Raw genomic sequence first — 13,386 nt, 5'->3', positions numbered from 1 at the left:
CTGAGAGAGGCGGAGTTCCGTCCTGTCATCCTCTTCGGAATGTCCGTTTCCGTCGGATGTTCATCTGGTGCATCCAAGCCGCACAGGTAACAATCGAGCCATCATCGAACATGTCCGCAAGCCGGATCAACCCCTCAGGACTGAGGCCGCGCTCACCGTGGCGACAGGCGATCTTTGCGTACATCCTGCCACGCTCGACCCGGTCATTGTACAGGTCCATCGCCTGACCAAGATCATCAATGTCGCATTGCCGTAGAATAAAGGGCTTCATGTCACGACATCCTACCACAAATCCCGGCGTGGCGAGAGCGAACCGCGCCACTTTGGCTTGCCCCGCCTCGGGAAAGGTTATGGTTTCTATTTCTCTCGATCTTTGATCTGTTGCTCGGCCCGACGTCGCACCATTTCCCGGCGTTCCTTTCCGCGAACAAATCCCAAAGCCGCTCCTTGCTGGTAGTGCCCCTCATATTCGAGGTCGAGCGCAGCCAAAATCGGATCAGGTTCAGGTGCCTTCGCTTCGCCAGCCAGACCAGAGGTAAAACCATCTTCCCGACCTTGTGTGAATGCATCTTCGTGATCGACCGACATTGAAAACGTTCCTCGATAATTCACCCAAGCATGTAGAAATCAGCAAAGAGGGTCGAGGGGCGGAACTCCGTTCCGGGCTTGTTCAAGCGCTGATCGGGCCTTCCTCGCGCCAATCTTGAACGGGGAAATAGCGGGACCAAGTGAGCTTTCGCTGCGGCTGCGCTAAGGTCGGTATCTATTAAACTGTGGGCAACCCAAAAGAGTTGGCATAAGTTAATTTCAGCGTTGCAACTAAAAGGCGCTTTATCGAATTAGATCCTCAATGTTCGCACTTGGGCGCGGGAAGGGCACCGAAGGACAAGACGACAAATGACGTCACCAAACATCAAATTCTTGGATCGCGAACGTTTGGTGCACATGGCCGCGCCGGATCTTCCAGACGCTTATTTCGACTTTTCGTTGTTTGCCATGCGGCTGCCCGATGGGTTCAGTGGCGACAACACCGCCTCTTTTCGGTTGAACGCGCTCCCCTCTCTTCGTGTGCGCCAACAAGTGGCTCATGAATGCTGTCATGTCCTTCAGGCGTTGCAGTATCCATATTTTGGCAACTTCACAAATTACCTTTGGCGCCGAGCCGAGGCAATCTATGATGCGGTGCGCACAGCCCCAGATGAGATCAGCTTTCGCTTAGGCGAAGGTCTGGAGACCTTTAGTATGCGTACAGGAGACGCAGGACGCCAAATCTGGTCATCCGCCATTATCCAAAATCGGTATGACGCCCTCCAGCTCCGCGAATTTCACGATCAAAAACCCGCTTCCCTGGTCTCACTGACCGAGGCGATGGCCGTTTCTTTTCAGGCGGTGTCGACTAATGCTCTGCCCGAACAGGCCTTCATACAGCTGCCTGTCGTTTACACTCGAACCCATGATTTTATTGCCAGCCACAATGGGCATTCACTTGACCTGATCGATCATCATATCTTTGTTGCGGCCATCGACCCAGTTTTGCGGGCCACGGATTTTGGCGACCAAAACCGGTTCAAACAGATCACAGAGCTGGCGAAACTGTGGCCCAAATTGCGGCAAACCTATCTGCACATGGCCGAACACCCTAGTGCAAGCAAAGAGGATTACTCTGATTTCATTCTGGATGTTTTTGATGACTACGACATGCCCCGTTGGGACAGCAAGAAAGCTGCGCGCCACATTGAAGCCCTTATCCACGCCGAAGCCGCCGTGGCCGCAGCTGCCGTGGCCGTTGCCTCTTGTGTGAACCATGACATCCTCCTAGGGCGCAACCGCACCCCCAACCGCGTACGCTACACACCCCTGTCCGATGCTGTAGCCAAAGCCGTTGAAGGCACAGGATGGGGAGACGTAGCAGAACTGAATGTGCCTTTGGCGCTGTGCTCGGCTGCGATGCGAGACCAGAAATTTGGCAAGATCTTAGCTGCGACACTTGACTGCACCACATCATCCGCAGATATCGCAAGGCTTGGCGACTTCGCTCTGCGCACGTTAGAGGCTACGCCTTACGCGGCCGCTCAGGACTGGTTTTTGAATTGTGTTGATCACGGGCCTGAAGACTGGAATGATGCCTTAAAATGTAATTCTAGTCAGGGGATTAGCCGCAGCCTTCAACGGCTTGATCTGCCCCCTGGTGAGAAGGTTTTTCAACGATGACCCAAGACCCCAGAACCCTGGTTGTGGAATTCGAAACCTCGTCAGTTTTCGGGGCTTTGCTCCACGATGCCGCCGCAAATGATAGTACCCATAGGGCCGAGCTTCAGATCCTGGTAAAGACACAAAAGGCGTCCATCCGCGACATCGCGGCAGCCGTGCTGGCCTCAATGGGACTGGCCGAAGCAGGGCCAAGCTTATCGACAACATCCGGTGTTCTGGCTGCTGTCCTTTTCGCGGCCTCCGGCGTCGTCGATATACGGGTTCTCAAAGGATGGGCGGTGGACGATTTCATCGACCAGCTGGATTATGACAATGAGATCGAACAGTTCTACATCTGCAAAACCGATCTTTACGCCTATCTTGAGAACTCAGACCTTACGCCAGAGTTCTTCGAGTGGCTGATTGAGGCCGGTGTGCTGGTCGACGATGCAGGCCGTCTCAGGTGCAATAAGCTCTTTAAAAAGGGCAATATTATCAACATTATATGAGAGCAAAATGCCATATTTCCTCCATTGTATGAGATGCAACGAAGACGGCACCTATTCGAATGTGAACCTTGAGTGCGGAAAGTGTGACGGCACAGGCCGCGACTGGCGCAAAGACGACGAATTGCTAGATTTTCACAAATGGGCGGGTCTTCAGCCCCACGAATTGGCGGGGCGATTGAACGTCAAGGTCCACGACACGCACCGTGGCGACATCTGGTTTTTGTATCGCCCGCGGATCAATTCCGTCCAAGAAGACCGGGCCGAAGTGGCGGCCAACAGGGCGCGCAAAGCGGAAGAGTTCGACTACGACTATTTCACGGAACCCTGTCAGATTTGCCTTGAACGCGAACGCACCAACAGCCGGTCCTCGCTTGGCTGCGGATGGTGCGAAGACAACGGCATCGAGAATCTGTTCGGGTACCCTGGAAAACTGCTACGGTTTGAGGCCGACGAGGGCTACCCCTATTTCCAATTCCCCCACGACGACCGAAAATTCTTCAAAGACGGGCAGGAATTAACCGAACGACAAGGCTATGCGCCGGTCCATCCCGACTGCATCCGCCCAGATCCACGCGACCTACACCGGATTTCTTTGGCGACCACTGACTTGATCAAAGAAAAATACTCCAATGAGCACGAGCCCAAGTAAGCTGGGCTTGAAGATATACACTAAACCTAAAATAGCCGACATCGATCAGAGCGCAGCATCCGGAAAATGGGCTCATTCACGATCTTTCGCCGCGTAGAAAACGAGTGTTCGAACTGGTGATTTGGTGCCGGTCTGCACATTTGAACCGCGCGCGATGTAGTCCACCAGTTGGCCAAACGTCGGCGCTTTGCGAGACATGGATTTGATGATCATCAATCTTGCTGCTGGACGCGGATCGCCACCCCATCGTCGAACTTGGTGACTGCCTCTTCCAGCTTGGCCAGTTGTAGCATTGCGTCAGCGGTAATCGCATCGTCAGTTGCTTTGATGCTACCGTGTTTTCTATTCTGGATGTGCCCAAGACGAGCAAGTTGGTTCAAGTTGTTCCCAATCCGGCGCAATTCAGCAATCAATAGGCGTTGTTGATCTGCGATCTCACCAGAGGCCAGATTGCGCCCATTATTGTAAGCCTGCGCCTCGGCCCAGACCTGTCCCCAGACGGATCGTTCGGTTTCGTCAGCTCTCGACTTTACCGCTTGGTATTCTGCAGGAGTAACCGTCCCGAAGATCCGTTTGATTTTCTTGGTGTATCCTTGCCAGTAATTTCGGCGATAGGAGGCACGATCGGCCTCTTCTGCTTTTTCGCGCTCGTGGGTTTCGTCTGACGACAAATGAAGGTTCTGGCTCAGAACCCGCCCGATCCCGCTTGATTGAAGTGTCATGATATGCTGCCAATTTACCGCTGTTAGCTATTGGCGGCAAATTTTGTGCAGAATTCACGTGTCTTTTAGGGGCGGAGTTCCGTTGCGCTTGGGCTGTCGTCATAGTAGAATTTGTTATCCCTGATGCCGTCATCGATTGAACTTATTGGCTTATTTAAGAATATCGAAAAAAGAGCAATGATTGATGGTTGTCCAGCCACTTAAGAAACGCAAAATTGGCGGCGAACTCTACACGCGGCGACCGCCAACAATGCAGTACATCGAGAAGAGCGTCCAATGGCCTTTCGACGAATTGCTTAACCGCGCATCGATAAGGGATCGACGTCACAGCGAGTATGTCCCGTCTGAAGTGCTCGTCTATTATCTACGCCAGACGAAGTCGGACAATTCGGATGGTCGGTTCATTCAGCTCTACGACATTCTGCGCGATCGAGTCGAAGCGGCGTGTCCGAGGGCAAACCGGCGCATGGGTGAAAAAGTCCATGAAGATGCGCGTCTTTCTGAAATTCGTGACGCAACTGTCGATCATGTCACGGAGCTGATGTTCACCGACCGGCAGGACTATGACGAACAACTCGATATCTATGAAGTTGTCTTCGACAAGGCTGTTCGCGCGGCGCACATCACGAAGCTCCGCAAAGTAAGCCGACGGGAAAACGCGAGCGAGGACATCGAGGACGAAATCACCGGCGAGGTGCGTGCTGTCGTCGAAGCCGCTCTCGACCGATACAAGAAAGTCGGCCTCACGGCTGAAGAGGATCTCGATTACCGGATTCATCTGCGTGACGCGATTAACGCTCTACCGACAGACGAACGAGAGGTAATTGATTTGATACTCGCAGACATTCCTATTGAGACGAACAAAGATGGCGAACCCTCGATGACGGAACTTTTGGGCTGCGTTGAAAAGACTGTGCGCAACCGACGAGATCGTGCTTTTAAAAAAATTCGGCAAGCGCTGGAACTGGAGGTTGGTGATGGCCAATAGAGAAGACGTCCTCAACGACTTCACCGTGGAAGAGGAGATGTCGCCTGCAATTCTCAAGGCATACCTCCAGCGTTTCCCGGAATTCACCCAGGACCTCCTCGCGCTCTTCAACGAACTGTCGATGAGCGATTTGGCGTCGGCTGAGGCAAGTCTTCCACTTGAAACCAAGGCTGTAAGCGCGGAAGCGCTACGCGTCCAACACGTCCGACAATCCCTTTTTGGAACAGGTGTAAGGGAATTTGCCCGTGACCTCGGTCTTCCTCGAGCCTTCTTCACCGGCTTGACCGCCGAAGTTGTCCATATCGCGTCGATGCCAACGAGCCTGTTGAAAACTCTGGCAAATAAGCTCGGCGTACACATGCAGGATGTCATCAGCGGCATGCAACAAGGGGATGGGCACGCCGTTTCGATGAAATCAGATGTAAAGCCAGGAGCCGTGCCACCGATCGACTTCCAAGATTACGTTGGTCGCGCCGGGCTTTCCGAGGAGGAGCAGCGCGTGTTGCAGTCGCTGCTATCTGACGATGGATCGGATTGAAGCGATACGCGCACGGGCGACCGATCTTCATAATCACCGTGTGAACAAGGGCGGCGATCCCACACAGCCTTATGAATTCGTTTTGGCTGAAGCCGGAGTTCGCGATCTTGAGGTGAGAAGACTTCCAGCGGGTCATCCGCAGCTCAAAGGCGGCAAAGCTCTTCTGCAACGGGCATCTGCCACCATCCTGCATGAGGACACGGGCAATAAATTTCTCGACGCTTTCCTGGTCGCGCACGAAATCGGGCACCACGAATTTGGTGGTGAAGTAGACATACCTCCAACCATGGAGGTCGATCCAGCGCGGTCTGCAGACCCGTCATCTGTCGGCGCTGATCGAGTAGTCGACTATAGCAATCGCGCTCGCGAGGAGGTCCAAATGGACCTCTTTGCACGCGAGTTCCTGTTTCCACGCGCATTGGCCCGGTCGTGGCATATCGACGAAGGTTTGAGCGCTAGTGACATCACCAAGAAGCTGGGTGCCCCCTATCCGATGGTGGCGGTTCAGCTTTTTGATGCGCTCTTTCTTCCGCAGTTTGAGCCGGATGAGGATGCGGCCTCGCCGCCCAAACCCTTGAACGAAGAACAGCGACGCGCGGCTGAACATGAAGGCAAGGCCTTGCTCCTGAAAGCTGGGCCTGGCACCGGAAAAACTCAGACGCTCGTCGGCCGGCTGTCGGTATTGAAGGACCGAAGCGTCGATCCAGAGAGCATCTTGCTGCTCACCTTCTCCAACAAGGCGGCCGGTGAAATGACGGATCGTGCCATGCTGGCCTGGCCGGAAGCAGCCGGGTCTGCGTGGATCGGAACATTTCACTCTTTTGGGCTCGACCTTCTGCGCCGGTTCCATGATCGGGCAGGATTGTCTCCAGACCCGCGCTTAATCGATGCCACGGAAGCCATAGCGCTTCTTGAGGATGAATTCCCGCGCCTGAGGCTAAAGCATTTCAACGATCTTTGGGACCCAACCGACAATTTGCGATCCATCCTTTCGGCAATCTCCCGGGCGAAAGACGAAGTTGTCGATCAACATCGCTACCGCGAGCTGGCGCAGCAGATGGCTGATGCGGCGGAGGCGGAAGAAGACAAGATAGCTGCGGAGAAATGCCTCGAGATCGCCTCCGTTTACGACCTCTATGAACAATTGAAATCCGAGCGCGGTGCGGTCGATTTCGGCGATCTTGTCGCCCGCCCAACGGCCTTGGTCGAATCCGACGAGGCCGTGCGAAAGGAGTTGCGAGGGCGATATGAACACGTCCTTGTGGACGAGTATCAGGACGTGAACCGCGCAAGCGTTCGGCTTCTGCGCGCTCTCAAACCGGACGGCAAGAACCTCTGGGTCGTTGGAGATGCCAAGCAATCGATCTACCGTTTTCGGGGCGCGTCCTCATACAATATCGACCGGTTCGAGGCCGAAGACTTCCCGGGTGGGACGTCGATGCAACTCAGTATGAACTACCGATCGTCTCAGGAAATCTGCGACACGTTCAGCGCTTTCGCGGCGACGCGCATGGCGGCTACGGGTTTTCAGGCAAATGCCTTCAAGGGCAAAAGCGGTGTATCGCCCTCTTTCGTTTCTGTTGACTCCAAAGATCACGAGATTGACGAAATCGCAGCACGCATAATGGCTGCCTGCGATGATACGACCGCTTTTAGCGACCAGGCCGTGATCTGCAAGGGAAATGCACGTTTGGCAGAAATAGCTGCGGGCCTCGAGGCGCGTGGGATCCCGGTGCTGTTCCTCGGCCCTTTGTTCGACCGGCCGGAGATCAAGGAAGCATTGTCCCTCCTATCGCTCGTGATCGATCCAAGGGCTATGGGGCTGACATGCATTGCTTCGATGTCGCCATTTCAGATGTCTATCGAAGACGTCGCCATCGCCATCGAAGCAGTTCGGGCCGGCAAGAAGCCTCTGCCGCTCGACTGGCGCACCATATTAGCAACAGCACTAGGGATGGGCGAGCGGGGTCGGGCCTCAGCGAAAGCTCTTATTGATGCGTTTGAGGGAATCGAGCCTACGACAACCGCGTGGCAGGTGATCACGAAAATCTATCTGGATCGCACCCGCCTTGCCGCCGACATCGCTAAACAGGCGCGTGAGGGGAAAGCCAACCCTGCGCTTGCCCTCTGGCAATTCCAAAACTTCCTGCGCTCAACCCTTCCCGAAAAATCAGGCTACCCTATCCGCGATCTCCTGGAACATATCCGGCGTCTGGTGATCCTGTCGGACGAACGGGATTTACGCGATCTGCCTGCCGCTGCCCAGAGCATAGACGCTGTTCGTCTGATGACGATCCACGGAAGCAAGGGGCTTGAGTTCAAGGTGCTTCATCTCCCGTCTTTGACAAGCGGCTCGATCCCACGCTCGGCCAAACAGAGCCGTGGCCTTCCTCCACCCGACGGCATGATCGAGGGCCCGGTGTTTCGAGGATGCGACGCAATAGATGCTGGCCACGATGAGGAACAGCGTTGTTTGTTCTTCGTAGCGCTATCCCGGGCGGAAGACGGTTTGTTCCTGTACGCGCCCAACAAAAAATCCAATGGTCATCGGCAGAGCCGGTCCAGGTTTTTCGACGACATTTCGGGCTATTTGTCCGATCAAGCCCCGATTTCCGCGGTGAGAGATGTCACAGGCGAGGCTGAGCGCTTCACATTGGAGGTCGATGGAATTGCCCGCATGTCGCCGTCTCAACTCGCGACTTTCGACAAATGTCCGCGGCGATTCTTCTTCGCCCATGTGCTGCAGGTTGGTGGACGGCGCATGGAGTCCGCACCCATGCGCATGCACAACGCCGTACAGGCTGTTGTCGATGAGTTGACAACTCGCCCAAACTACGCCCCCGGCGAGACCGAGATGCGTACTATTATCGATGCCGCTTGGGCAGCGCACGGCCCGACTGACCACGGCTATGCCACCGAGTATCGGCAGATTTCCGATGAGTTGCTGCAATTCTTTATACAACTCCGGCAGGGCGAGCACCGGCGGGTGCCGCAATCTCTCTCTCTTCGCTTCGGGGACGCCGAGGTCTTGGTGACTGCGCATGAGCAAATCGAGACCGGTCACTCGACGGTGTTCCGGCGTATCCGCACAGGTCGCAAGACAAGCACGGCGTTGGATGCTCTTGATGCTGCCGCGTTTCAGATTGCAGCTGAAGGACGCGGGGAGGCGGAATTCGTGTACTTGACAGGCGGTGATCTGGATCGCCTGAGTATGTCCGAAGGTAAAATCAAAACCCGAAAAAAGAAGATCGCAGACGCTGCGATCTCAATCATTGAGGGCCGATTTCCACCCAACCGCAACGACCGATGTGCGCGATGCCCCTACTTTTTCATCTGTAATCCGCCACCATCCGGCACCCTCAGAAAAAAAATCGGATCAGGCTTACCGGATTCTTCCTGACGCCGCGATTGTCCTTGTGAAGGCGCAGACATGGTGTCTGTGACCTCAAAATGTACAAGGTCTAAAACTATGAAATCGCAAGGAAACACTCCTCGCTTCCCTGTCCTCATCGCCGATGAGGACCTCAACTTCAGAAAGCACGTCTTCGACGATCCAAAGGTCTTGGGGCGCCAGCTTATCGAGGCTGCAGGTGGTCGCCCCGTCGACGAGCATGCGGCCATCGCGATCCTACCCAATGGCGACTTCGAAGACATCCGGCTCGACGAAAGCTTTGACCTTCGTGGCCGTGGTGTGGAAAAGGTGCTCGTCGCCCGTTCCGATCGGAGCTTCAAGTTCAAGATCGACGACGCCGATCTCGAATGGCCTCGGGCGTGCATCAGCGGCTTCGTGCTGCGCAAGTTGGCCAAGTTGCCGCCGAACTACAACCTCTGGCAAGAAATCCCTGGGCAACACGACAAGAGGATCGCGGATACGGATGTGATCAACCTGGCCGATGCCGGGGTTGAGCGGTTCGTTTCGCTGATCGACCACACGACGGAGGGGGATGCCCTTCCGTCGAAAGATCAGATCTATCTTTCTGGTCATGGCTACGAGTTTGAAGTGGTGACGGAATGTGGCAACACAGGGATCATCCTGAAAAACCTGCCGCTGCCGGTCGGCAAATTTAACCACACGGTGGCAGATGTTCTGATCCTGCTTCCCAGGGGATACCCGGACTGCCCGCCTGACATGTTCTATGTCGCACCGAAGCTGACTTTGGCAGGCACCGGGCAAGTGCCAAAGGCTTGTACTGTTGAGCACCGCTTCGGAGGTCGCGTATGGCAGCGGTGGTCTCGGCACAATAATGCATGGCGTCCGGGCGTTGACGGGCTTCAGACTATGGTCGCCCGTGTGCAAACAGCGTTGGCGGGGGCCCGGGCGTGATGGAGGCATTGGATCTCATCCTGTTGGACCCGCACGAGGCGCAGATTCGGTCCCTGCTGGCGGCAGGGGCCGGGTCGGAGCGCTCCGGCTACATGCTCTTTGGCATTGCCGATATCGAAGTCGATCCGTGGACACGTCAATCGCGGCGTCGGCTGGTTTCGCATCATTTCCATGCTATCGGCGGTGACGAGCTTGTGTCAGCGTCAGCGCGGCACGTCACTTGGCAGACCGATGACTTCATGCACCTCCTGAACAAGGCTAAGGTGATGGGTCTCGTTCCTGCGCTGGTTCATACCCACCCCAAAGGCCAGGCCAAGTTCTCTGAGCAGGACGACCGCAACGAATCCGAGCTGGCCCGCACCGCACTTCTGAAGGGGACGCCAGGATTGATAAGTGTCGTTATCGCCGGCAATGGCGATCTCGCTGCACGGATTTGGACGCAGTCGGACAAAACAGATGACATCGATCGGATCCTCCATGTCGGACCTCGTATGCGTATCTCGGGCCTGAAAGGAACGCCGGCCGATTTTCTGGATCGCCAGGTCCGGCTCTTCGGGAAGGAAGCCTCGCGTCAAATTGCTGGGTTCCGATGTGGGATCGCTGGCGGCGGCGCGACCGGAAGTGCTGTTTTGCCCCTGCTGTTGCGGCTCGGGGTTCAAGAGGCCATCCAAATCGACAAGGACATCGTGGACGAGACAAATCTCAACCGCCTTCATGGCGCGCGGCGCTCGGATGTGGATTCCGAATTACCGAAGATCGCTATTCACACGCGAACCGTAGAGGAATCCGGACTCGGTATGACACTGGTGAGTGTGGATGCCTGGGCCGGAGACCCTGAAACCCGGGACGCGCTGAAAGCGTGCGATGTGATCTTTTGTTGCACAGATGACCACGCCGGACGGTTGTTTCTCAATCGCTTCGCGCGGTTCTACGGCATCCCCGTTATCGATGTGGGGCTTGCCATGCAGCGGCGCACCGACACAGCATATGATCTCTTCGCCCGCGTTTCGACACTTGTGCCTGGGCATCCTTGCCTGCTTTGCGGCGGTTACGTGGATCTCCGCCGCGCGCGCGAAGAAGCTACAAGACGCGACGACCCTGACGCTTACGAGAGGTTGAAAGAAGAAGCGTACGTTCTGGGCGAAGGCGATCCTTCTCCCGCCGTGGTAACCTTCACGACTGAAGCGGCGGCAATGGCGGTCAATGAGTGGTTGGACGGTGTGACTGGGCTTGCTGGAGAGGCTGGTATGGTCCCCACCCGCATGCGGCGCTTTCACGCCAGAGATGAGCGTAGACCCTTGGTCGAAACGCAGCCGCACTGCCCCTGCTGCAACCAAGCAGCTACGCTTGGTCGTGGGGATTTGCACCCCTTTCTGGACATGGTGAGCTGAAATGAAAAATATCATCTCGCGCCTTTTACGACGGCTGCACCTCCTACGTTTTGATGTTCTGACAACACGCGCATCAACCTTGCCAGACCGGTCGATGCTTGAAGCCAGTAAGCTCACCATCGTCGAAAGTGGCGATGTCAAAAAGTGGGCGTGCATGAAGTGTCCCGGTGGCTGCGGTGAAATCATCAGTCTTTCGCTCAACCCCAACCAGCGACCACGCTGGCAGGTTTCGGAAGACTTTTGGGCACGGCCAACAATACATCCGTCTATTCATCAAAAGAACGAGTGTGGATGCCATTTCTGGATTAAGACCGGGCAGATCACTTGGTGTCGGGGAGGAAGACCATCCACGCAATCGAACATCGGAATCGGTTCACGCAATCGCGGCAACGAAGAGCCGACATAGGTTTGCTTTGGGTCTTGCGGAGGCACGCAATGAGTGCGCGGTAGGTGTCAGCACTCAACAAACATCTTGAACATTTTTGTGCCAGCCAACATTCGCTGCACTTGCAGCTCTTGCCGCTCAATTCCGGGGTTCCAAGGGCCCTCCCTTGGCAAGTTGCATGTCGCGTCAAACAGCCTCGGTGCGCTCTGCGACCGGGCTGTTTGTGCAGACATGCAAACTTGCGCGGTGCAAATGCACCGCCGCTGTGGCTCTGCCAGATAAGCATCGCGTTCCGCTTTGAGGAAGGAATTCTGCTATGCTGATACAGCGCGCGGGTTCGGGCTTTGCCCGTCAATTTTCGGGGCACGCACCGATGTCATGCTTTGCACAATCCAGCGAAAGACTTGGAAGACCGCGCTGGCCATGTACGCTTGAAGGTGATCTGGACGGAACTCCGCCCCTGATGGGGGAGAGGGGCCCGTGCCAAGTCTCCTCTCATGAACAAACGCACAACCGATATCGTTTCAAGGCCGCATGCCCGAGCCGCAGAACCGGTGCCCACTTCTGCTGGGCATTTGCGGGGGCGGCTCGGGCCGGAAAACCTGGATGAGATCCGGGCCTCCATCAACTGGCAGGCGCTCTTCACCGGTCTTGGGCTGAAAAAAGCTGAGCAGAAGAGCAAGCCGAATGACTGGTGGGCGTACTCACCGTTTCATGAGGAGAAGACGCCGAGTTTCCATATGGCGGCTGGCGGGGTCTGGTACGACTTTTCGATTGGCGAAGGCGGTGGCCCGATTGAATTGGTACAGCGTCTGGAAGGCGGGAATTGTTACGAGGCTGGCCGCCAGATCCTGGAAAGCGGCTGGGCACATGCTTCGATCGAACTTGGAAAGCCTGTCACATATACCCGTGACAGCGTGCGCCGGGGCGTCACAAGCGCTGTGACAGGTGGAAACGACGCCGAACCTCCCGTGAATGATCCAATCCGGCAGGATCTGCTCAAGCTGTGCGAGTACCATCCGGCGATTGAGGCGCGGGGAATATCGGAGGAAACCTGCGCGTTTCTCGGCATCGGGTATCTGCCGCAGGGACGATCGCCGCTGAAGGGGCGGATCGTGTTTCAGGTTGCAGACGCTCGGGTGACGAAAAAGAGCAGCGGCGAACCTAATCGTGTGATCCTGAGTCATCTTGGCCGTGCGATCAGCGATGAAACCGATCCCAAATACCTTTTCTATCAAGGCTTTCATAAGTCGGCTGAGCTACACGCACAGGAGATCCTGCTATTGCACGAGGATGCAGCAGAACAGGTGAGATCAACCGGTGCAATCCTGCTGACGGAGGGGCCGTTTGACGTTGCCAAGGCTGTGGAAGCCGGGTTTCGCAATGTCGTGGGATCATTCGGCGCGGCCTTGTCCAAGGCTCAAGCTTTGAAACTCGCAGCAATGGCTAGGGAGTTGGGCGCAGACCGGATCCGCATTGCCTATGACCGCGACGAAGCCGGGCAACAAGGTGCGGCCAAAGCCGCAGAAAAGCTATCGGCGCTCGGACTGGAGATCGAGATTTTCGACTGGAACACCGCCATGGCGCGCGGTCCCAAAGGCGATGTCTTCATCCCGACTGAGGTTCAGGACCTCGCGGACTTTTCTTTGAGACAACTGCAATGGCTGCGTGATCGCGGCTGGCTGTGACA

General features: G+C 55.9%; 14 protein-coding genes. 10 read left to right on the top strand and 4 right to left on the bottom strand.

Going from position 1 to position 13,386, the window contains the following annotated elements; genetic code table 11:
* Window positions 1-25 precede the first annotated feature (25 nt).
* The gene (locus tag RBB16_RS13045) at window positions 26-271 is read right to left on the bottom strand and encodes a hypothetical protein (protein ID WP_306046584.1); all 246 of its coding nucleotides are present in this window, start codon (window positions 269-271) and stop codon (window positions 26-28) included.
* 86 nt (window positions 272-357) lie between these two features.
* On the bottom strand, window positions 358-588 hold the full coding sequence (locus RBB16_RS13040) for a hypothetical protein (RefSeq protein WP_306046583.1): 231 nt from the start codon (window positions 586-588) through the stop codon (window positions 358-360).
* Between the two features lie 309 nt (window positions 589-897).
* Between RBB16_RS13040 and RBB16_RS13035 the strand changes: the two genes are divergently transcribed.
* The 3 genes from RBB16_RS13035 to RBB16_RS13025 are packed head-to-tail and all read left to right on the top strand — an operon-like array spanning window position 898 to window position 3,348.
* Window positions 898-2,211: a hypothetical protein gene (locus tag RBB16_RS13035; RefSeq protein ID WP_306046582.1), complete on the top strand. Its 1,314-nt coding sequence runs from the start codon at window positions 898-900 to the stop codon at window positions 2,209-2,211.
* The gene (locus RBB16_RS13030) at window positions 2,208-2,699 is read left to right on the top strand and encodes a hypothetical protein (RefSeq protein ID WP_306046581.1); all 492 of its coding nucleotides are present in this window, start codon (window positions 2,208-2,210) and stop codon (window positions 2,697-2,699) included. The genes RBB16_RS13035 and RBB16_RS13030 overlap by 4 nt, the downstream gene beginning before the upstream one ends.
* 7 nt (window positions 2,700-2,706) lie before the next feature.
* Window positions 2,707-3,348: a hypothetical protein gene (locus RBB16_RS13025; protein WP_306046580.1), complete on the top strand. Its 642-nt coding sequence runs from the start codon at window positions 2,707-2,709 to the stop codon at window positions 3,346-3,348.
* Between the two features lie 72 nt (window positions 3,349-3,420).
* On the opposite strand, the gene RBB16_RS13020 is transcribed toward RBB16_RS13025, so the two are convergent.
* Both RBB16_RS13020 and mobC read right to left on the bottom strand, forming a co-directional pair.
* On the bottom strand, window positions 3,421-3,561 hold the full coding sequence (locus tag RBB16_RS13020) for a hypothetical protein (protein ID WP_306046579.1): 141 nt from the start codon (window positions 3,559-3,561) through the stop codon (window positions 3,421-3,423).
* The gene (gene mobC, locus RBB16_RS13015) at window positions 3,561-4,070 is read right to left on the bottom strand and encodes a plasmid mobilization relaxosome protein MobC (protein ID WP_306046578.1); all 510 of its coding nucleotides are present in this window, start codon (window positions 4,068-4,070) and stop codon (window positions 3,561-3,563) included. The genes RBB16_RS13020 and mobC overlap by 1 nt, the downstream gene beginning before the upstream one ends.
* Before the next feature lie 184 nt (window positions 4,071-4,254).
* Here mobC and RBB16_RS13010 point away from each other — a divergent pair, with 184 nt between their 5' ends.
* From RBB16_RS13010 to RBB16_RS12980, 7 genes are all read left to right on the top strand, one after another.
* The gene (locus RBB16_RS13010; protein WP_306046577.1) at window positions 4,255-5,058 is read left to right on the top strand and encodes a hypothetical protein; all 804 of its coding nucleotides are present in this window, start codon (window positions 4,255-4,257) and stop codon (window positions 5,056-5,058) included.
* Window positions 5,048-5,596, top strand: coding sequence for a hypothetical protein (locus RBB16_RS13005; protein ID WP_136439366.1), 549 nt, complete (start codon window positions 5,048-5,050; stop codon window positions 5,594-5,596). Before RBB16_RS13010 ends, RBB16_RS13005 begins: the two co-directional genes overlap by 11 nt.
* Entirely contained in the window at window positions 5,583-8,996 is a 3,414-nt protein-coding gene (locus RBB16_RS13000; protein ID WP_306046576.1) for an ATP-dependent helicase, read from the top strand. Before RBB16_RS13005 ends, RBB16_RS13000 begins: the two co-directional genes overlap by 14 nt.
* 69 nt (window positions 8,997-9,065) lie before the next feature.
* Window positions 9,066-9,920, top strand: coding sequence for a multiubiquitin domain-containing protein (locus RBB16_RS12995; RefSeq protein WP_306046575.1), 855 nt, complete (start codon window positions 9,066-9,068; stop codon window positions 9,918-9,920).
* On the top strand, window positions 9,920-11,311 hold the full coding sequence (locus RBB16_RS12990; protein ID WP_306046606.1) for a ThiF family adenylyltransferase: 1,392 nt from the start codon (window positions 9,920-9,922) through the stop codon (window positions 11,309-11,311). Before RBB16_RS12995 ends, RBB16_RS12990 begins: the two co-directional genes overlap by 1 nt.
* 1 nt (window position 11,312) lies before the next feature.
* Window positions 11,313-11,717 carry a DUF6527 family protein gene (locus RBB16_RS12985; protein WP_306046574.1) on the top strand — a complete coding sequence of 135 codons (405 nt, stop codon included), beginning with the start codon at window positions 11,313-11,315 and terminating at the stop codon, window positions 11,715-11,717.
* A gap of 476 nt (window positions 11,718-12,193) precedes the next feature.
* Window positions 12,194-13,384: a toprim domain-containing protein gene (locus RBB16_RS12980; protein ID WP_306046573.1), complete on the top strand. Its 1,191-nt coding sequence runs from the start codon at window positions 12,194-12,196 to the stop codon at window positions 13,382-13,384.
* Window positions 13,385-13,386 lie beyond the last annotated feature (2 nt).

The sequence above is a fragment of the Nioella sp. MMSF_3534 genome (genome assembly GCF_030732985.1).
GTDB lineage: Bacteria > Pseudomonadota > Alphaproteobacteria > Rhodobacterales > Rhodobacteraceae > Nioella.
This window is presented reverse-complemented; position numbering and strand designations above follow the sequence as displayed.